Annotated in this window: 19 protein-coding genes; 4 read left to right on the plus strand and 15 right to left on the minus strand. The window is 60.8% G+C overall.

Annotated features, from left to right (window positions below; genetic code table 11):
• Positions 1-60: 60 nt before the first annotated feature.
• Positions 61-2118 (minus strand): methyl-accepting chemotaxis protein, encoded by a 2058-nt coding sequence (locus tag ACA065_RS20740; protein WP_497691298.1) that lies wholly within the window; start codon positions 2116-2118, stop codon positions 61-63.
• A gap of 292 nt (positions 2119-2410) precedes the next feature.
• Here ACA065_RS20740 and ACA065_RS20745 point away from each other — a divergent pair, with 292 nt between their 5' ends.
• Entirely contained in the window at positions 2411-2962 is a 552-nt protein-coding gene (locus ACA065_RS20745; RefSeq protein ID WP_497691299.1) for an RNA 2'-phosphotransferase, read from the plus strand.
• Here the strand turns inward: ACA065_RS20745 and ACA065_RS20750 are convergent.
• The 4 genes from ACA065_RS20750 to ACA065_RS20765 all read right to left on the minus strand — a co-directional run bounded on the left by ACA065_RS20750 (position 2941) and on the right by ACA065_RS20765 (position 6140).
• Complete coding sequence (locus tag ACA065_RS20750; protein ID WP_497691300.1) at positions 2941-3231, minus strand: DUF3144 domain-containing protein; 291 nt, start codon at positions 3229-3231, stop codon at positions 2941-2943. The genes ACA065_RS20745 and ACA065_RS20750 overlap by 22 nt on opposite strands.
• Positions 3232-3382: 151 nt before the next feature.
• Positions 3383-4606: a DUF1444 family protein gene (locus tag ACA065_RS20755; RefSeq protein WP_497691301.1), complete on the minus strand. Its 1224-nt coding sequence runs from the start codon at positions 4604-4606 to the stop codon at positions 3383-3385.
• A gap of 103 nt (positions 4607-4709) precedes the next feature.
• A complete protein-coding gene (locus ACA065_RS20760) occupies positions 4710-5405 on the minus strand; it encodes a tRNA (adenine(22)-N(1))-methyltransferase (RefSeq protein WP_497691302.1) in 696 nt (231 codons plus the stop codon).
• A gap of 24 nt (positions 5406-5429) precedes the next feature.
• The gene (locus ACA065_RS20765) at positions 5430-6140 is read right to left on the minus strand and encodes a FadR/GntR family transcriptional regulator (RefSeq protein ID WP_497691303.1); all 711 of its coding nucleotides are present in this window, start codon (positions 6138-6140) and stop codon (positions 5430-5432) included.
• Between the two features lie 350 nt (positions 6141-6490).
• Here ACA065_RS20765 and ACA065_RS20770 point away from each other — a divergent pair, with 350 nt between their 5' ends.
• Together ACA065_RS20770 and gudD are read left to right on the plus strand one after the other, a co-directional pair.
• Positions 6491-7852, plus strand: a complete 1362-nt coding sequence (locus tag ACA065_RS20770; protein WP_497691304.1) for an MFS transporter — start codon at positions 6491-6493, stop codon at positions 7850-7852.
• 19 nt (positions 7853-7871) lie between these two features.
• Positions 7872-9197, plus strand: a complete 1326-nt coding sequence (gene gudD / locus ACA065_RS20775) for a glucarate dehydratase (protein ID WP_497691305.1) — start codon at positions 7872-7874, stop codon at positions 9195-9197.
• A 96-nt stretch (positions 9198-9293) separates the two neighbouring features.
• Here the strand turns inward: gudD and ACA065_RS20780 are convergent, their stop codons facing one another.
• The 3 genes from ACA065_RS20780 to ACA065_RS20790 form a co-directional block, all read right to left on the minus strand.
• The gene (locus tag ACA065_RS20780; RefSeq protein WP_497695392.1) at positions 9294-9674 is read right to left on the minus strand and encodes an addiction module antidote protein; all 381 of its coding nucleotides are present in this window, start codon (positions 9672-9674) and stop codon (positions 9294-9296) included.
• A 1-nt stretch (position 9675) separates the two neighbouring features.
• Positions 9676-9978: a type II toxin-antitoxin system RelE/ParE family toxin gene (locus ACA065_RS20785; protein WP_497691306.1), complete on the minus strand. Its 303-nt coding sequence runs from the start codon at positions 9976-9978 to the stop codon at positions 9676-9678.
• 138 nt (positions 9979-10116) lie between these two features.
• Positions 10117-11040 (minus strand): ABC transporter substrate-binding protein, encoded by a 924-nt coding sequence (locus ACA065_RS20790; protein ID WP_497691307.1) that lies wholly within the window; start codon positions 11038-11040, stop codon positions 10117-10119.
• A gap of 273 nt (positions 11041-11313) precedes the next feature.
• On the opposite strand from ACA065_RS20790, the gene ACA065_RS20795 reads away from it, so the two are divergent.
• Positions 11314-12552: an acyl-CoA dehydrogenase family protein gene (locus ACA065_RS20795; RefSeq protein ID WP_497691308.1), complete on the plus strand. Its 1239-nt coding sequence runs from the start codon at positions 11314-11316 to the stop codon at positions 12550-12552.
• A 140-nt stretch (positions 12553-12692) separates the two neighbouring features.
• On the opposite strand, the gene argE is transcribed toward ACA065_RS20795, so the two are convergent.
• The 7 genes from argE to ACA065_RS20830 all read right to left on the minus strand — a co-directional run bounded on the left by argE (position 12693) and on the right by ACA065_RS20830 (position 19899).
• Complete coding sequence (argE, locus tag ACA065_RS20800; RefSeq protein WP_497691309.1) at positions 12693-13844, minus strand: acetylornithine deacetylase; 1152 nt, start codon at positions 13842-13844, stop codon at positions 12693-12695.
• On the minus strand, positions 13841-14518 hold the full coding sequence (locus ACA065_RS20805; protein WP_497691310.1) for a DUF1028 domain-containing protein: 678 nt from the start codon (positions 14516-14518) through the stop codon (positions 13841-13843). The genes argE and ACA065_RS20805 overlap by 4 nt, the downstream gene beginning before the upstream one ends.
• Before the next feature lie 9 nt (positions 14519-14527).
• Positions 14528-15259, minus strand: coding sequence for a class II aldolase and adducin N-terminal domain-containing protein (locus tag ACA065_RS20810; protein ID WP_497691311.1), 732 nt, complete (start codon positions 15257-15259; stop codon positions 14528-14530).
• Positions 15260-15312: 53 nt separating this feature from the next.
• Positions 15313-16143 carry an ABC transporter substrate-binding protein gene (locus ACA065_RS20815; protein WP_497691312.1) on the minus strand — a complete coding sequence of 277 codons (831 nt, stop codon included), beginning with the start codon at positions 16141-16143 and terminating at the stop codon, positions 15313-15315.
• A 29-nt stretch (positions 16144-16172) separates the two neighbouring features.
• Complete coding sequence (locus ACA065_RS20820) at positions 16173-17045, minus strand: phytanoyl-CoA dioxygenase family protein (protein WP_497691313.1); 873 nt, start codon at positions 17043-17045, stop codon at positions 16173-16175.
• A gap of 27 nt (positions 17046-17072) precedes the next feature.
• Positions 17073-18590: an amino acid ABC transporter permease/ATP-binding protein gene (locus tag ACA065_RS20825; RefSeq protein WP_497691314.1), complete on the minus strand. Its 1518-nt coding sequence runs from the start codon at positions 18588-18590 to the stop codon at positions 17073-17075.
• Positions 18591-18924: 334 nt separating this feature from the next.
• Positions 18925-19899: a LysR family transcriptional regulator gene (locus tag ACA065_RS20830; protein ID WP_497691315.1), complete on the minus strand. Its 975-nt coding sequence runs from the start codon at positions 19897-19899 to the stop codon at positions 18925-18927.
• Positions 19900-19987: the final 88 nt, after the last annotated feature.

Consider the following 19987-nt stretch of genomic DNA (forward strand, 5'->3'; position numbering starts at 1 on the left):
AGGGGATCTGCGCTCGACTGAAGGGCATTGGGGCAAGCCCGCTCGCCACAGGAGGCATGATCAGCTCAAGCGAAACCGTGCGGTGTTTTCACTCAACGCCCGGCTACCTTTGCTCAAGGTATCCGCCGCCTGGTTCACCGCCCGTGCGCCGTCCAGCAAGCGACCTGCCGCTTGATCGACCTGCTGAATGTTGCCGCTGACCTCATCCGCCGTCGTCGCCTGCTCCTCTACCGCCGCCGCAATCTGCGCCAGGGTGTCGGTAACGTTTTGCACCGCGCCGGCAATCTCGCCCAGGCGTGTGCCCAGGCCGGTGACGGACTCGGCATCGGTCAGCGCCTGATCGCAGGCGGCGCTCATCAGCGTGACCGCCTGGCTGACCGTCGCGCGCAGGCTGTCTACCGTGCCGGCGATTTGCGCCGTGGAGGCCTGAGTGCGTTGCGACAGGCTGCGCACTTCATCCGCTACCACCGCAAAACCGCGGCCCTGCTCGCCGGCGCGGGCGGCTTCGATGGCAGCGTTGAGCGCCAGCAGGTTGGTCTGTTCGGCAATGCCGCGAATGGTGTCGACCACCGACTGAATCTGCTGCCCTTGCTGGCTCACCTGTTCCAGCGCGTTGGCCGTGTCGGTCAAGCGCTGGTTGAGTTGCTGGATACTCGCCGTGGTGCGCTGGCTGTCGCGGCTGCTGTCCTCAGCAATGCGGCGGGTCTGCTGCGCGCTGCCGGCGGCCTGTTCACAGCTTTTGGCGACGCCCATCGAGGTGGCGGCCAGTTGCGTGGCGGCTGCGGCGATCTGGCTGATCTGGTGTTGCTGGTCTTCGACTTCGGTGAGGGTGCTGCCCGATTGCGAGTTGAGGGTGAGCACCGCTGAACCAAGCTGCTGGGTTTCATGGTTGACCCCCAGCAGGCTGGTGCGCAACTGCACCACGGCGACATTGAGCGCGGTGCTGATCGCCGCCAGTTCATCGCGGCCTTCCACCGCCACCTCGACACACAGGTTGCCGTCGCGCAGGGACTCGGCCAGCGTAGTGATGCTACTGGCACTGCGACGGATCGAGGCTTGCAGACAGATGAACAAGTACAGCGCAGCGAGCGCCAACAGGCTGAACGTTGCGGCCACCGGAATAAACTGCTTGAGCGAGCGGTCGCGGTAGTAACTCAAGCGCTCATCCAGCGAATGCAACGACTGGCTGCGCAACGCGCCCAACGTGCCGAGCACGCTGTCGACACTGCGGTCGAAGCTGGCGGTGTCGAGCTTGATGGTGCCGCCAAACACACCGTCGTCCAACGCTTTGAGTTCGCTGTCGAGCAACTGCAGGCTGGTGTCGTATTGCGCCGTCCACGGCTCGATCCCTGGGTATTGCTTGGCTTTGAGCGAAGCGGCGGCCTTGGCCAACTGGTCCCGCGCATCGCCGATACGGCCGCGCAGGTCGCGCATCTGCAAACGGCTTTGCAAGGTGAACTGCCCCGAGGCAATCGACGACTGCCCAACACTGGCCGTGCGGCCGATGCGTTCGATCAGGTCTGGCGTGTGCTGGGTGGAAATCTGCATCAGCAGGTAAGTTTCCAACCAAGGGTCGAGGATCAGCCCTGCGTCCTGGGTGATCTGCTCGCGCAGGGTTTGCAGCGCGGTCAGGGCGGTGGTGAAGCGGTCATAGCCGTCCGGCCACCAGCCCACGGTGCGCAGCGACTGAGTGTCCATGCCCTTGACCGTCGCCTGCAAGGCGTCGAAACGCGCCAGCGTGTCTGCGCTGGCGTTCTGGGTTTTGAGCGAGTCACCCAGGGTTTGCAGGCTTTGCAGAATGATTGGGCTGCCGGCATCGACCTTGTCCATCGCCGCCTGTGCTGCGGCTGTTGGGGTGTGCAGGATATCCAGCGCTTTCCAGCGCGCCGCCTGGTTGCGCTGCGCCGTCAACTGACCATCCAGCGTGTCCAGGGCCAATAGCTGATGAACGCCGGACTGTTCGCTGTAAATTACCCCAAGTTTGTCGCGAAAGTCCTGGCCAATCAGCCACAGGCTCCCGGCCAGGGGCAGCATGAACAGGAAAAACAGGATCTGAAACTTGCGCGCGAAACCGAAACGGCCAAGCAGGCGGATACCCGGTGATAAAAGACTGTGCATGGCCGACCACTCCCTAAAACAACCTAGAAATGACTAGAAGCAAAATGCCATGTCATTGATTGAGAAGGCACTAGCAAGATACGGGCCGTAGGTAACAGGCCGCGAAATAGGCGGCTTGGCGCATTGAAAGCGCAGTGACGTGCGCGAAAATGGGGCAAAAGCACTCACCGTGCAGAGTGGAACGGTAACTCGGCTTTCCAGAGACGCGTGCTTGCCCTAGAGTTCCACCCGCACAGGCTGGCCCGACTTAGCCTGCAAGGACCTTTAAAATCGCCATGGACATCCAACCCCCTTGAACAAGAAACAACGCGACGACATCAGCAAGCTCCTCAGCTACGTGCTGCGCCACGCCCCCGAATCCATGGGTATCGCCCTGGACAGCGATGGCTGGACCGACGTTGATGGCCTGATCCATAACGCCAATCAACACGGCCACACCTTTGATCGCCAAGCCTTGCTCGACGTCGTCGAGACCAACGACAAAAAGCGCTTCACGCTTTCAGACGACGACCAGCGCATCCGTGCCGCACAAGGGCACAGCACCGCGCAGGTTCAGGTGCAGCACATCGAGAAGGCGCCGCCCGCTCAGCTCTACCATGGCACTGCCAGCCGCTTCATGGCTTCCATCGAAGCGCAGGGCTTGATCCCCGGCAGTCGGCACCATGTGCACCTGACCGACAACCCCGAGACAGCGCTGGCCGTTGGCAAGCGCTATGGGCAGCCTGTGCTGCTGACGGTTGATGCGCGTGGCATGAGCCAGGCAGGCGTCAAGTTTTATCAGGCAGACAATGGCGTGTGGCTGGTGGAGTCGGTGCCGGCGACCTATTTGACCAGCCTGTACTGACTGAAATTATTGATGTGATCATCCAGGTTGTCCTCAAGCATCATCCGGTACTGGTCACAGAAATACTTCAGCATCGCCTCCCGCGCATCCGCCATTTCGGCGCCGGACTTGAAGTTGCGTGCACTGGCCCAGGCATTGAAACGCGTGGTGCCGAACATCATCGAGGCGCTGACCTCACCGAGGTTTTCGCAGGTTTTAAGCTGCTCGTTCGACAGTTCGATATGTGCGTCTGCACGATCGTAAAAGGCTTGGTCGGTGGCGTCGGCCATGGCGGGAGTCCTGGGTGAGCAAATAATGGCAGCTATTGGAGCATATCCGGCCGCCCGATAGGAGACGCCTCCGGGTGGAGGCGTCTTACGCCAAACCCGGCGCCTTCCCGGTAAGCCCCGCCGCACGGCTTCGAAGCGTTACAAGCGGCCTTTAAACCAATGGCGTCAACTGACTCAACTGCGCAGGCGTCGGAAACCCCAGGGTTCGATAGCGCGCCGGGTACAAGCTCGCCGGCGCCAACAGGTCACCCAACTTGGCCTCAAGCTCATCCCATTCGACCAACTGGGTCTGGGCGGTGCCGTCGGGCTGCAACTGAACCAAGGCGACGCGGTCGGTCTTGGGCAGCAAGGTGTCGACGGTTTCTGTCCAGCTACACATCGAGAAGGTCTTGCCGTTGCTGTCCTTCAACTCAAATACCTTGTAAGACGCGACAAACACATCGACTTTTTGCTCGTCATGGATCGTGTCGAGCTGCTCTTTCTGCGCGTGGTAATTGCCTTGCAGCAGCAGGTGTTCGAGGCTGGCCATGCGCGCCTGGAGCGTTTCATCCTGGCTGATGAAGGGCACGATCCGTTGATCGTCGTAGGTGTAGACCTGGCTGGAAACCGCACGCCCGGCTTCCATGGCCTTGAAGCTGACCTCAACCATATGGCGAATGCCCTCTTCATCCTTGTCACCGGTCACCATCAGGATGTCGCGGGTCGGGATCATGAACACCGGGCGGCCTTTGATGGCCGCACGCTGCAGGACATCCGGCAGCAGCACGCGGCTGGTGTCGTAGCCGTCGTTCCAGCGGCCGACGTAGAGGCCGGGCACAATTTCATCAAACGCATCCGGGGTTGCCTCGCGCAGGTTGCTGACTGCCACCGCCAGCGCCTCGTCCAGGCTCACGCCCCAGTTTTCCTTCGGCCCTTCAGTGAGGGTGGAAGTGGTCTCTGGGTAGTCCACCGCCAGCAAGGTCACGCAGTCTTTGCCGAGTGTTTGGTGGACCGCGGCGAAAGGCGCGTCCCAGCCTTCGCTTCGCACGTGATACAAGCGCACTTCTTCCAACATCGCCAGGTTACGAATCACCGGCCGTAACAGCGGCCTGACGTCTTCAAAGGTTTGCGGCGTTTCCTTTTTGTAGCTGAGCAGCGTCGATACATAACCTTTCAACACCTCAGCTTTGTGCGCCTTGTCGGCGCTCTGATAATCATTGAAAGCGTTATGCAGGTTGAAGTAGCCGCCGTCGCCATGCTTGAGGCGGAACTCTTTGGGCACGTACTCAAGAGGTTCGCTGAAACCGGCGTCACGCGCGGCCTTGATGACTTTCTCAGCGAATGCGTCTTCGGTCAGGGGGCGATTGAAGAGTTTATCGAGCAGGGAGCCGAACATGCGCAGAGTCCTCCATGAGTGCGGGCGGTGTCCATCATGGGCGGTGCAAGAGAGCGCGTAAAGCACCCGCCCAGGTTGTGTGACCAAGATCACGGCGGGCGGTTCAAGCCAGCAATTGGGTAATCCATCGCGCCTGCTGCTCGATTTCCTGCACTTTCGCCTGCGGGACTGCCTGGCGCGCCTGCTCGAAGCTGGCCAGGGTCTTGTGCTTCTGGCGCAGCATACGCTGCCACTTGGCCAGGAACTGCGGGCTGCGCGCCTGCATTTGCAGCGGGCCGAAGTACAGCTGTTCGGCGGTGTAGGTCACCGGCTCGGCGCGCTCGGCGACGATAATTTCGTAATAGAAGCGATTTTCCTGCAGCAACTCTTCAAGCAGGATGCGATAGCCGTTGTCCATTAACCATTGGCGCAGGGGTTGCTCGCCGCCGTTGGGCTGCAGAATCAGGCGTTCCTGGCCGCCAAGGTGGACTTTGCCGCTGTCGAGGATGTCACGGATGGTCTCGCCGCCCATGCCGCAGAGGCTGATCGCAGTGACCCTGTCGCCAGGCTCGATCGCCGCCAAACCATCCGCCAGACGCACGCTAATGTGCTGCTCCAGGCCGTTGTCGCGCACGGTGCGTTGGGCCGCGTGGAAGGGCGTGGTCGTCACCTCCCCCGCCACTGCCGCCGCGATCACGCCGCGGCGCATCAATGCCACCGGCAGGTAGCCGTGGTCCGAGCCGATATCGGCCAGGCGCGCGCCGACCGGCACGTGCGCCGCCACGCGCTCCAGGCGCATGGACAAAGTGTGTTCGTTCAACTGCAGTTCCTTATCAGCACGCTATTACTCACCCGAAAACCGATCCCGGCTATTGGTCAGGTGCAACACCATGGCAGCCCGCGCCGCATCCGGGTCCTGGCGTTTGATGGCATTGAAGATCGCCTCATGCTCCAGGTTCGCCAATTGCCCCAGCTTGGCAAAATCCGCACCGCCGCGTTCGGCACCCTTGACCTGGGTGCGCGGGATCATTGCATTGCCCAGGTGCAGCATGATCTCCGTGAAGAACGTATTGCCCGTGGCCTCGGCGATCAGTTGATGAAAGCGCTTGTCCTCGTCCACGCAACTGTCGTTGTTCGCCAGCGAGGCCTGGTAGTCGTCCAACGCTTCGCGCATGCGCGCCAGTTGCTCGTCACTCCTGCGCAGGGCGGCCAGCGCCACGGCCTGCACTTCCAGCCCGAGGCGCAACTCAAGCATGTTGCGCACGCTGGCGACCGTGTCCACATGCAAACGCAAACCTTGCTGGGCATGTTGCGCCAACACAAACGTGCCGATGCCGTGGCGCGTCTCCACGAGCCCCGAGGCCTGCAGCTTGGAAATGGCCTCGCGGACCACCGTTCGGCTCACGCCATGCTCAAGCACGATGGTGGATTCCGACGGCAGTTTTTCACCGGTTTTGAGCTGGCCAAGCAGGATGCGCTGGGTCAGCGCATCGACCACACCTTGGGCCAGGTTGTTGGGGCGTCTACGGGCAAGGGTTCCGTTTTCAATGGGCATCGCTAGGGTCCACGGGGTTGGGCTGGTGGGAGCTTAACACCCTGTTTGACGGCGACGTTCGGCTGATTCAAAAAACCCTCTACTTGTATGACAACCTATCTTAGCCAAGAACAACCCAACACCCGCCGCCATCGCGCTGCTGAGGACGTTCGCTTCTGGCTCACACGGATAAAAGGCATTAAAACTCCAGCAAATAGTGGGCAAATAACCAAAACAGCTATCCAGCCACTGCCCTTATAAGAACAAAAACACACGTCATTGCATTGCGAACCCAAGAAAAGCACTTGTATGATGTCTATCAACAAAACACGCAAACCCACATAAAAACAAATCCGGGGGAGTTTTGAATTGTGAACAATTCAAGCCATGCATCTGTCGCTCCAGAAAGTGATTCGGTCCTCGCGCGCGCCGTGAGCAAAGTGAAGGGCCATGTGCTCCCACTGTTCGTGATCATGTTCATCCTCAACTACATTGACCGGGTCAATATCGGCTTCGTGCGCACGCACATGGAGCATGACCTGGGCATCGGCGCGGCTGCCTACGGCCTGGGTGCCGGGTTGTTCTTTATTGGCTACGCGCTGTTTGAAGTGCCCTCCAACATGCTGCTGCAAAAGGTCGGCGCACGTATCTGGCTGACCCGCATCATGTTCACCTGGGGCATCGTCGCCACGCTGATGGCGTTTATCCAGAACGAAACCCAGTTCTACATCCTGCGCTTTCTGCTGGGTGTGGCCGAAGCCGGGTTCTTCCCTGGGGTGATCTACTACTTCACCCGCTGGCTGCCCGGCGTGGAGCGCGGCAAGGCCATTGCGATCTTCCTCAGTGGCTCGGCGGTTGCCTCGCTGATCTCCGGCCCGTTGTCGGGCGTGCTGTTGCAGATCGAAGGCTTCGGCTTCCACGGCTGGCAATGGATGTTCGCCATCGAAGGCCTGGCCTCCGTGGCGCTGGGGTTCTTCGTGTGGTTCTGGCTCGACTCCAAACCCCACGACGCCAAATGGCTGACCCGTGAAGAACAGGACACCTTAGTCGGCGCCATCGACCAGGAACAGCGCGAGCGTGAAGCGCTGACCACGGTCAAACCGACCATCGGCAAGCTGCTCAAAGACCGTCAGATATTGCTGTTTTGCGCCTTGTACTTCTGCATCCAGCTGACGATTTACGCCGCGACCTTCTGGCTGCCGAGCATCATCAAAAAGATGGGTGACCTGAGCGACATACAGGTCGGTTTTTTCAACTCGATCCCGTGGCTGATCTCGATCATCGCCATGTACGCCTTCGCCTCGCTGTCGGGCAAATTCAAGTTCCAGCAAGCCTGGGTTGCCGCCGCGCTGTTGATTGCCGCCGCGGGCATGTTCATGTCCACCACCGGCGGGCCGATCTTCGCCTTTGTGGCGATCTGCTTTGCGGCCATCGGTTTCAAGTCCGCCTCGTCACTGTTCTGGCCCATCCCCCAGGGCTACCTGGATGTGCGCATCGCCGCCGCCGTGATTGCGCTGATCAACTCCATCGGCAACCTGGGCGGCTTCGTCGCACCAACCACCTTCGGCTTCCTGGAACAGACCACCGGCTCGATCCAGGGCGGCCTCTATGGCCTGGCCGGCACCTCGCTGCTGGCTGCAATCCTGGTGTTCTTTGCCAAGACCTCGCCCTCTGCCGTGTTGGCCTCCCCAAGCGTTGTGCCAACGGGCACCGCCCTCAGCAAACCTCTTTGAGCTTACTTAGGAAATTGCCATGAATACCCCTGTAGTCACCCATTTCCAAGTCATCCCGGTGGCGGGCCACGACAGCATGCTGCTCAACTTGAGCGGCGCTCACGGGCCGTTCTTTACCCGCAATATCGTGATTCTCAAGGACAGCAGCGGTAACACCGGCGTGGGCGAAGTACCGGGTGGCGAACGCATCCGCGAAACCCTGGAAGACGCGCGCAGCCTGGTGGTCGGCCAACCCATCGGCCAGTACCAGCGCATCCTCAACCAGATGCGCAGCACCTTTGCCTCCCGCGATGCCGCCGGCCGTGGCCTGCAAACCTTTGACCTGCGCATCACCATCCATGCCGTCACCGCCATGGAAGCGGCGCTGCTCGACCTGCTGGGGCAATTTCTCGAAGTGCCAGTGGCCGCCTTGCTCGGCGAAGGGCAGCAACGTGACGCGGTAAAAATGCTCGGTTACCTGTTCTACGTCGGCGACCGCACGGCGACTAACCTGGCCTACCGCAACGAGGCTGACGCCGATGACGCGTGGTTCCGCTTGCGTCACGAGAAGGCCATGACCGCCGAATCCGTGGTGCGCCTGGCCGAGGCCGCCAAAGCCAAGTACGGTTTTAACGACTTCAAGCTCAAAGGCGGCGTCTTGAGTGGCGATGAAGAAATCGAAGCCGTCACCGCGCTGGCCGAACGCTTCCCGGATGCGCGCATCACCCTCGACCCGAACGGTGCCTGGTCACTCAAAGAAGCCATCCGCCTGTGCCGCGACCAGCACCACGTACTCGCCTACGCCGAAGACCCGTGCGGCGCCGAAAACGGCTACTCGGGCCGCGAAGTCATGGCCGAATTCCGCCGTGCCACGGGCCTTAAAACCGCGACCAACATGATCGCCACCGACTGGCGCGAAATGGGCCACGCGATCCAACTGCAATCGGTGGATATTCCGTTGGCCGACCCACACTTCTGGACGATGCAAGGCTCGGTGCGTGTGGCACAGATGTGCACTGAATGGGGCCTGACCTGGGGCTCGCACTCCAACAACCACTTCGATATTTCCCTGGCGATGTTCACCCAGGTCGCAGCCGCCGCACCGGGAGAGATCACCGCCATCGATACCCATTGGATCTGGCAGGACGGCCAGCACCTGACCAAGCAGCCGCTGAAAATCGAAGGCGGCTACGTGAAGGTGCCCACCAAGCCTGGCTTGGGGGTGGATATCGATATGGACGCCGTGGCGAAAGCCCATGAGGTGTACAAAGGCATGGGCCTCGGGGCGCGGGATGACAGCGTGGCGATGCAGTTCTTGATTCCGGGCTGGCGCTTTAATAACAAGCAGCCTTGCCTGGTGCGCTAAGACTCAAGGACAACGGAGATCGAGGTGGGAGCTGTCGAGCTTCAGCGAGGCTGCGAAAGCTCGACAGCTCCCACATTTGATCTTCGTGATTCGACATCAGGGCTTACCGGCTGCCACCGGCTTGGCCCTTGTCGGCTGATTGACAGCAATCGGCTGCACTGTGAGCTCAACGCCTAACGCCAGCATCAGCTTCTGAATCGTCTCGTAGCGAGTCTTTGAGCCGCCTTTGAGGGTTTTGTACAGACTCTCCCGGTTGACCCCTGCCGCCTCAGCCACCTTGTTTACGCCTTGGGCTTTGGCAACCTCGGCAAGCGCCTTCATGAATATTTGCGGATCTTGCGCCTTCATGCTTTGCGCGAGATAAGCACTGATAACTTCCGGGCTGTCGAGAAAGCGCGAAGCCTCATAAACACGGGTGCCGGACGTATCAAGATCGAGGATCGGCATGTCCTCGGGTTTGAATTTCGATTCGCTCATTTCATTGACCTCTAAGGGCATCGAGGATCTCTTTTGCCCGTGTGATTCCCCGCTTCTGGTCGGTTTTATCGCTGCCCCATAACATCAGGTAAGCGGTAATGCCCGTCCGTACAAAGTAAATTCTGTAGCCCGGCCCGACGAAAACACGCATTTCGCTCAGGCCTTCACCGACGGGCTCGCAATCGCCAAAATTGTGTTCTTCGGCGCGGTCCAGGCGCGTCAGAACAGCCGTTCTTCCCCAGACATCCTTCATACCGTCGAGCCATGTATCGAACTGCGGCGTCCTGCCGATCAAGTTGGTCACAGATTCACATGTAGCCTACTGGCTACTCCTTGCCGATGCTAGTTAATTTTTTGTCCCGGTGCGCACCGGAATAAAAAACCTAGCCCAGCCCAGGCATAATCAGCCTGTCGATACTATTAGCGCTTATTTCCGTTACGTTTAAAGCGCCCGATCAAACAGTGGCGTCACGTCATACCGCTGCTTCAGCATCTGCGCATCCACCAGGAAATCCGCCGTGGCCTGGGCTTCGCTGACAATCGTCGGCGAGATCGGCAGTACCTTGATCGCATCACGCTTGAACCACACTTTGGCAATCTCCGGCGCGGACTGGTTGGCCTTCGACCATGCCTCGGCGTACTCATCGATATGGCTGTTGCTCCACACCCGTGCGCGGGTAAGGCGCGCGACAAAGTCTTTGATGATCGCGCCTTTTTGCGCCAGTGCCGGTTCATACGCAACGATGTAGGTCGGCGCGCTCATCAGGCCCTTGGCGTTGCGGATCAGCGTGCTGCCCTCTTTCTCCTGCAGCGACACATAGGGTTCCCAGGTGCCGAACGCATCGATGTCGCCCTGAGTCAGCGCCAGGCTGGCTTCGGCCGGAAGCAGGTATTTGAACGTCACGCTGTTGCGCGGCACACCCGCTTCGTCGAGGGCTTTGTACGCCAGTTGCTGGCTCCACGAGCCGTTCCAGATCGCAACGGTTTTGCCTTTGAGGTCGGCCACCGACTGAATGCCTTTGCGCGCTACGATGCCCACCCCATCGAGGCTGGTCTGGGTGCTGGCAACCACTTTCACCGGCGCGCCGTTGGCGGCCAGGCTGATCACCGGGGTGTCGCCGACAATGCCCACGTCCAGCGCGCCGCTGGCAACCGCCGAAGCCACTGGGGAGCCGGTATTGAAGCGTTTGAAATCGATTTTATAGGGCAAGTCTTTCAACTCGCCCGACAGTTCAAGGACGATGCGGTTGGAGAAGAACTGGTCGCCTACCGTGAGGGTCAGCGGCTCTGCCGCGTATGCCGATGGGCCATGCAGGGTAAGAGAGGCCAGGCCCAGCAGGGCGAGCAGGTTTCGACGATTGATCATGAATGCAATCCACACAGTTGAGGGCTGACTCAACCATCTGTGGGCGTGCAGTCTGGTGATGAGAAAAAGGGTTTAGAGGTCGCCGAGCGTGGCGCCCGTAGAAGCTAACGCAATAAAAGCGCGGGGTTTAATACTGTTGCGCACTATCGATAGAACCGCTGTGCAGTTCGATAGCGATTTTTCGTATTAAAAACTTTGCGCCCCCTGGGTTAGGGTGGCGTCACCAGACCACTGGACCCCAGCACCTGAGCCACTTTCTGCAAGGTCCATTGCATGTCGATTCCCGCGTTGAATATCTGGGGCGCTGCGCCCTCCGCCCGTTACGAACAACTGGCCGCACCGTTTCGCCCACTCTTTGCCCACATCCTCGCACAAGCCGCCGAAGCCGATCAGACCCGCGCCAGCCTGGCGACAGTGATCCAGCAACTGAACGCCCTCGGCTTGCCGCGTTGGCGCTTGCCCATGAGTGACGGTGGCCAGGACGCGACCTTCGCTGAACTGATCGCGCTGCTCACCGAGCTGTCCGCCGCCGACTCCAACATCACCCAAGCCCTGCGCGGGCATTTCGGTTTTTGCGAGGACGTGCTCTGCGCCAAAGACCTCGCCTGGCGTGCCAAATGGCTGGACCGACTCGGCCAGGGCGCCCTGCTCTCCCCAGGCAGCACTGAAGTCGGCAACCAGACCCGTGGCGACTTTGAAACCCGCCTGCACCGCGACGCCGACGGCACCCTGCGCATCAGCGGCAGAAAGTTCTACACCACCGGCGCGCTTTACAGCGACCTGATCAACACCGTCGCCACCGGTGAGGACGGCGCGGTGTATTCAGTGGTTGTCGACCTCAAGGCGCCCGGCGTGCACATCGTGGATGACTGGAACGGCTTCGGCCAACGCCTCACCGCCAGCGGCACCTGCATCTTCGACAATGCCCCGGTGGAAGACGACCTGCGCCCCACCCACCAACGCTTCGCCTACGGCCAGTCGTTCTATCAGATCTACCACCTCAGCACCCTCGCCGGCATCGCTCGCCGCGCGGCGTTAAGCGGTGCGCAAGAGCTCAGCCAGCGCGCCAGGACGTTCACCACTGGCAACGCCGACACCGCCGCGCAAGATGTGCAATTGCTGCAAGTCATCGGCGAAGTGGCCAGCCAGGCCTACGCCGCGCAAGCCATCACCCAACACGCGGCGCAGCGCCTGGAGCAGACCGCGCAGTATGTGATCGCCCACGAGCAGCCGCTGCACGATGATGACCCGCAGGTGGCATTGGCGGAGTTGGAAGTGTGCCTGGCGGTGAACCCGGTGGTAGATGCCACACTCTCGGCGACCACCGCGCTGTTTGATGCGCTGGGCGCCAGTGCCACGGCCAGCAACAAGGCGCTGGACCGGTTGTGGCGCAATGCGCGTACGTTGGCGAACCATAATCCTCGGGTGTACAAGTCGCGGATCGTGGGCAATTACCTGGTGAATGGCTTGCTGCCGCCGGCGCAGTGGCGGGTGGGTGTGGCCAAGAACTAAGCCCTGCTCAGTTGAAGAAACAACACAGAGCAAATGTGGGAGCGGGCTTGCTCGCGAAGGCGGTGTGTCAGGTCAATATTTTTTACTGGCACACCGCTTTCGCGAGCAAGCCCGCTCCCACATTGGATAGTGGGATGGCCTTACTGGCTCACAAACGCAACCACCTGCTCCAACATCCGATCACACGCCGCCAACTGCTCCACGCTGATGAACTCATCCGGCTTGTGCCCCTGCTCCATACTCCCCGGCCCGCACACCACGGTCGGGATACCCGCGTGGTCAAACAGCCCGCCCTCAGTCCCAAAAGCCACAGTGCCGTATTCGCGCGAGCCGCAGAACTGCGCAACCCATTCGGCCGCCTGGCTTTCGACCGAGGTGGCCAAGCCCGGATAGCTTGATAATTCACTGAAGCTGATCGCGCACTGCGCACTCACCGCCTGCATCGCCGGCAACAGGGTTTGTTCGGCATAGCCGCGCAACTGCTGCGCCACCCGCCAGGGATCCTGCGCCGGCAGCGAGCGCACTTCAAAATCAAACGTGCAATTTTGCGGGACGATATTCAACGCCTTGCCACCGGCTATCACACCGGTTTGCACGGTGGAAAAAGGTGGGTCAAATCGACCGTCAAGCTGCTGCGGCGCCTTGAGTGTTTCACCGAGGCGTACCAGCTCACTGATCAACCGCGCGGCGTATTCGATGGCGTTGACGCCCGACGGCGCATAAGCCGAATGGCACGCCACGCCATGCACTTCACAGCGCATCGCCAATTTGCCTTTATGGCCCAGCACCGGCTTGAGCTCGGTGGGCTCGCCGATCACACACAGCAACGGTTTGACCGGCCGCGCATGAAACCTTTCGATCAGCGAGCGCACGCCCAGGCAACCGACCTCTTCGTCATAGGACAGCGCAATGTGCACCGGCATGCGCAACGGCGCCTGCATCAACGCCGGCACGCAGGCCAGCACACAGGCGATATAGCCCTTCATATCCGCCGTGCCACGCCCGTACAACTTGCCGTCCTTTTCCGTCAGGTCGAACGGCGCCACGCTCCAGCATTGGCCGTCTACCGGCACCACGTCGGTATGGCCGGACAACACAATACCCGGCACCTCAGCCGGGCCGAGGGTCGCCAGTAGGTTGGCCTTGCTCTTTTGCGCGTTGAACACCAGCTCACACGCCACCCCGTGGCCTTGCAAATAGGTGCGTACAAAGTCGATCAAAGCCAGGTTGGACTCACGGCTGGTGGTGTCGAAACGCACCAGTTGCGCGAGCAATTCACGGCTGCTGCTCATCGATCATCTCCCGGCACCGCATAGCCCGGCGCATGTTGCGGGTTGATGGCGCGGTCGATGTAGTCCTGCAGTTGGCTGCGATAAGCCTGCCAGAGCTGGTCGAGGGCGCCGATGGGGTCTTCATCGGCCCAGTCCACACGCAAGTTGACGATGGGCCACAACAGGTCGTCGACCACGATCAACGCGGCCGAATGCACGGGCCCCGCTTCACCGCCCTTGGCCTGGCCGGCATGCATCGCCGCCAGCAGACGGTCAGCCAAGTGCCCGGACGCGTTTTCGAACGCGCGCACCATGGCGCCGATCACAGCAGGGTTGGCAAGCATATTCCCCGCCGCCACACACTGCTCGCCACTCACCGCCGCATGAATGCCAAGGGTTTGCGCGCCGCTGAAATGCGCCGTGCGACCCTGGCTATCAATCACCGTCACCTGGCGATATTGGCTATGCTCCTGCCCGGCCAGCAGCGTTTGCAGTGCTTCACTTGGCGCCATGCCCTGCCCCAACACATCCAGAATCTGCGGGCCCAAACTTGGCAAGGTAATGTTCTGCGAAGCCACCGCGCCCACACCCGGACGCAACCACGGGCAACGTGCGCCCACGGCAATGCTTGAAGAGCTGATCGCGATACCCAACTGGCCGGTCTCGGCACAGCGTGCGACAACGGAAAACGTCATAAAAAGCCCTCAGTCGAGCACCGAAGGGTCGGCGTCGATCATCAACTGCTTCATTTCTTCAAAGTGCTGCTGCGAAAAATCCGCGATACCTTCCCAGCCACGCGCGGTTTTCTCCGCCACTTCATCCGACAACACCCGCAGCGGCTGCCCGGTGGACCACGCCGTCACGAGGATCTGGCAAGCGCGTTCCAGGGTCCAGATATCATCGAAGGCTTCACCGATGGACGCGGCCGTCACCATCACGCCATGGTTGCCCATCAGCAAGCGGCTCTTGCCGTCGAGCAAGCCGGCCAGGCGCGCGCCTTCGGCCTCGGTGTCGGCCATGCCGCCGTATAGCTCATCCACGGCAACGCGGTTGAAATAGCGCGCAGTGTTCTGGTCAATCGCCGGGATATGCGGCTTGGCCAGGCAGGCCACGGCCGTGCTGTAGACCGGGTGCAAGTGCAGCACGGCGCGGGTTTGCGGCAGCAGCCGGTGGATCTGCCCGTGGATCGACCAGGCAGTGCAATCCACGTTCGGGTTGTCGGCGCAGCCAGGGTCATCGGCGTTCAACAGCAACAGGTCACTGGCCCGAATGCGCGAAAAGTGCTTCCACTTCGGGTTGAGCAAAAACTGTTTGCCGTCAGCCGAAACAGCCGCACTGAAGTGGTTGGCCACCGCTTCGTGCATGCCCAGGTGGGCAATGATGCGAAAGGTCGCCGCCAAGTCGATGCGCGCCTGTTCTTCAAGGGATAACGCCATGAATCTGTCTCCGCAAGGCGCGGCCGCAGAAGGCTGCGGCACGCGCAATAGGCTTACTTGGGCATCAGTGCTGCGATGTCAGCATCGGTCGGTGCTTCAAAGTTGTACTTCTTGAGCAACGCTGCGTATTCCGGGGTGGCGCGGTATTTTTCCAGCCCGTCGAGAAGGGCCTTCTTCACGTCGTCATTGCCCTTTTTCACGCCGAAACCGTTGAGCACCGGGTAGATCAGGCTGTCGGAAGAAATCACCACGCGGCTGCCCAGCTTGTCGATCACACCACGGGCTACGGCGGCGTCGGTGATTTGCGCCTCGACGGCGTGAGCCAGCAGGGCCTGGGTGGTTTGCGGGTCGGTGCTGTATTCGCTGATCTGGATCGGCTTCAGGCCCTTGGCCACACAGTATTCAGCCGACAACGTGTTCATCTGCGCCAGCCAGGACGTGGCGCCCATGGAGCCGATCTTGTGGCCGCAGAACTCTTCCGGTTTCTTGGGCTGGAAGGCGCTGTCCTTGAGGGTCAGGATCGACTCGCCGCTTTTCAGGTAGGGGATCATGTCGATGACTTTGACCCGCTCCGCGGTGATGTACATCGACGAGTTGGTCACATCGAAGCGCCCGGCTTGCAGGCCGGTGATCAGGTTGGGGAAGCGCGTGTCGAGGGTCTCGACCTTGCGGCCCATGACCTTGCCCAGGCCGTCCATGAACTCGATATCAAAGCCTGCCGGCGTGTTGTTATCCATGTACTCATACGGGAAGAAGGTCACGTCGGAACCGGCGATGATCTTGCCTTCCTGCTGGAACGCCGAAGCCGCCAACGAGGTCAGTGCAACCGCAGCGCCCAGCAGGCACACGGCAAGAGGGCGAACGCTTTTTTGATACGCTGTCATGGTCATTACCTGCAAGGTTTTTTAGGGGGTTAGGCAGTCGCGGAATCTTGGCCGGCCTGTTGCACAAAAAACGACGCACCACGCGGCTTCTGCGGCAAGCGCAGCTGGTTGTCGGTGGAGCGCACCAAGCCACTGTCTACACCGGCCACCAACAGGCCGGCATGTGCACTGGGCAACGGGTTTTCGCCGAATGGCAGCGCGTCTTCAGCGGCATAGACGCTGATGAACAACGTGCGCGGCAGTTCGGTCTCGTTAGGGCTGGAGGCGTGCAGCAAACGCGTGTGCATAAAGCACACGGAACCTGCCGGCCCATAGCAGGCGACAGGTTGCTGGCAGTGTTCTTCAACCACGGCCTCGTCCACCGAACCGGTGAAACGCTGGTTCTGCCAGTGCGACCACAACGGGCCTTTATGGCTGCCGGGGATCACATTCAGCGGGCCGTTTTGCGGGGTCACTTCGCTGACCATCAGCAACGCGGTGACGATGTCGTCGTTACTGTGCGGCGTGAACAGAAAGTCCTGGTGCCACTTCACCTGGGTCGCGGTGTGCGGCAGTTTCGAGTTGATCTTGCTGTGATGAAAACGCGCGCCGCCAGCGCCCACCAACTGCGCGGAAATCGCCGCCATCCGCGAGTGCAACGCCACACGCTCATACACCGGGGAAATCTCGGTGGGCGAACTCACCCGGCGCAACGACGGGTGATCAGCGCGGTGGTCGCCTTCCAAGTCGAAGCGCGCGCGGCCATCCACAGTAGCGCCCCAGCCTTGGGCGTGGCTGCGGCTCTCTTCTACCCACTGGTCGAAGTCGTGTTGCAACGCGGCCACGTCTTCCAGCGACAGCACGCCTTCTACCACCAGGAAGCCGTCGCGCTGGAATTGTTCGATTTGAGCTTGCTCGATCATTTTAGGGTGTCCTGAACGTTAAACAGATCACGCCAGCGAGACGTCCTTGAGGAACGCCTCCACGCGTGGGTTGTGGCCGCTGCGCAAGGCCTGGGGCGTGTCATCGCAGACCACGCGGCCCTTCTCCATAAAGACGATGCGGTCGGAGACCTTGAAGGCGAAGTTCATCTCGTGGGTGACGATCACCATGGTGATGCCCTCCCCGGCCAGGGCTTCGATGACCTGCAGCACTTCGTTGACTTTCTCGGGGTCAAGGGCTGAGGTCGGCTCGTCGAACAACATGATTTGCGGGCGCATCATCAACGCACGGGCGATAGCCACTCGTTGTTGCTGGCCGCCCGACAACTGGTGCGGGTACTTCCAGGCGTGGTCGAGCATGCCGACCTTGTGCAGCAGCGCGTAGGCCTGTTGCTTCAGCGCGTCGGTGCGGCCCAGGCGGTGGTATTTCGGCGCCATCAGCAGGTTGTCGAGCACGCTCAAATGTGGGAACAGGTTGAAGCTTTGGAACACCATGCCGATGTTCAGGCGATGCTCGGCGTGCTCAATAAATTGAGGTTTCTGCGCGCCGACTTTGTGCAAGTGAATGAACGGCAGGCCGTTGATATGAATCTCGCCATTGTCCAGTTGCTCCAGGCCGTTGAGCAGGCGGATCAGCGTGGTTTTACCCGACCCGGACGGCCCGATCACCGACACCACTTCACCCGGTTGCACCTGCAGGTTGACCGAGCCCAGCACTTCAATGTCGTTGTAAGCCTTATGCAACCTTGCGGCTTGCAGCGCGGCGACGCCGGTGTTGGCCGGGCGCTCCGGCGCCGTGCGTTGTTGGGTGGCCAATGCCAGCACCGCTGCGTCCGGCACGCGGGAGACGTTGCGCTGGTTGACGTCGAGAAAGCGCTCCAGGCGTTTGAGCAAAAAATCGAACACGGTGACGATGAACACGTAGAAGAACGCCACCGCCGCCATGGTTTCGATCACCAGGAAGTTCTGCGAATACAGGCGCTGGCCGACCATCAGGATTTCGGTCAGCGAGATCACCGACACCAGCGAAGTGAGCTTGACGATGGAGATGTATTCGTTGGCCAGCGACGGCAGGGCCACGCGCAACGCCTGGGGGATGACCACGCGCCACTGGGTGCCGAAGAACTTCAAGCCCAACGCCCGCGCCGCTTCGCCCTGCCCTTTGGGAATCGAGAGCAAACCACCGCGATGAATCTCGGCCACGTACGCCGTCTCGCAAATCACCAGCGCCAACAGGCCGGACCAGAACGGGTCGGCCAGCACGACGGAAGTGCCGGGCAGCGCCTGGGGCAAGTTGTAGATAAAGATCAACAGTACCAGCAGCGGCAGGCTGCGAAACAACCAGATATAGCCACGGGCCGGGACGCTGAGCAGCACGTGCTTGGATTGTTTGGCCAGCGCCAGCAGAAAGCCCAGGGCGATGCTCAGGATCCAGGTCAGGGTGCTGAGTTTGATCACCGTCCAAGTGGCTCGCCAGAACTCGGCGTCGCCGAGCAAACCAAACATGTAGTGCCAGTCGAATGTCATCGTCGCGGTGCCTTGCTGAAAAAGAAGTTGATCTGCATCGATGGGATGAGAGTCGTGGGGACGGGGGCTCAGGGTCAATTCGTAAAACCCGGCTCACTGGGTAGGCAGAACCTATGCAGTGATAACCGGCCAGGGGAAACAATAAAGATCAAATGTGGGAGCGGGCTTGCTCGCGAATGCGGTGTATCAGTCAACCAATGTGTAGCTGACATACCGCATTCGCGAGCAAGCCCGCTCCCACATGGGTCCTCTAGTGTTCCGGGATTGCTTGATCCAGCCAAAAGAGTGCACAGCTGAACGAGCAACGCAGCCCACGCCACCTTTTGGTGCAAACTCAGCTCACCCCACTCAAGACCCGCACCGCATGCGGGTCAAAAAAGCTCGGCGGGGCCATGCCGGGGATGTACTGGTCGGACACAAACAGGCGACAGCGCTCGGCAAACGCCGACACCACGCGCGACAGCTGGGTGTTGCTCGCCGTGGCATACCCCAGCCGCATCGGCCGGTGTGAGCCGGCCAGGCGCAGGCGAATCACCCGTTTACCATCCTGGGACATGTTCGATTTGGGCCGCGCATTCGCAAAGGAATAGCCAATGCCATTGCCGACCATCGCGCGCACCGTTTCGAGGTTGGTGGAACGCATGATGATGTTCGGCGTGGTGCCCGCCTGCATGAACAGGCTGAGGAAATAGTCGCGGCTCCACGGCGTGTCGAGCAGCACCACCGGGTAGGCTTCAAGGTCTTGCATGCTCACTGCCGGCAAGCTCGCCAGCGGGTGATACTCGCCGACCATCACATACGGCGGCAGGTGCGCCAAGGGTTGGAAATCGATGTCGGGGCTGGTCACCAGGTCGTAGGTCAGGGCGATATCCAGCTCGCCGCTGCGCAGTCTTTCCAGCAATTCCTCGTGGTTGCCTTCAGCCTGGGTCAGGCGCACACCGGGGAATGCGCGGCCAAACCCAAACACCAATTCCGGCGTGATCATTGGCGCCAACGACTCCAGGCAACCCACTCGCAACGGCCCGCGCACAGTGTTCAACGACTCGGAGGCGATGGTGTAGAGGTTGCTCATCTGCTCCAGAATCAGCTTGGCTTCCTGCATCACCTGGCGCCCCACTGCCGTGAGCGAAATGCCCTGGGCGTGGTGCCGGATAAACAGCTGAATGCCCAGCTCTGCCTCCATATGGGTGATGGCCGCCGAGATCGACGGTGACGACACATGAATGCGTTCAGCCGCAGCACTGATGCTGCCCGCCTCTCCTGACGCAACGAAATACTCCAGTTGACGCTGAGTAATACGACTGAGCATTTCGCCTGCCCTCAACAATGACTGTACAGGCGGTGTTGCAGGGTTCGTGCCGGGTCGGGCGCGAGCCGATGACCTGCACCGGCTTCGG

The organism is Pseudomonas sp. LBUM1640 (genome assembly GCF_059716225.1).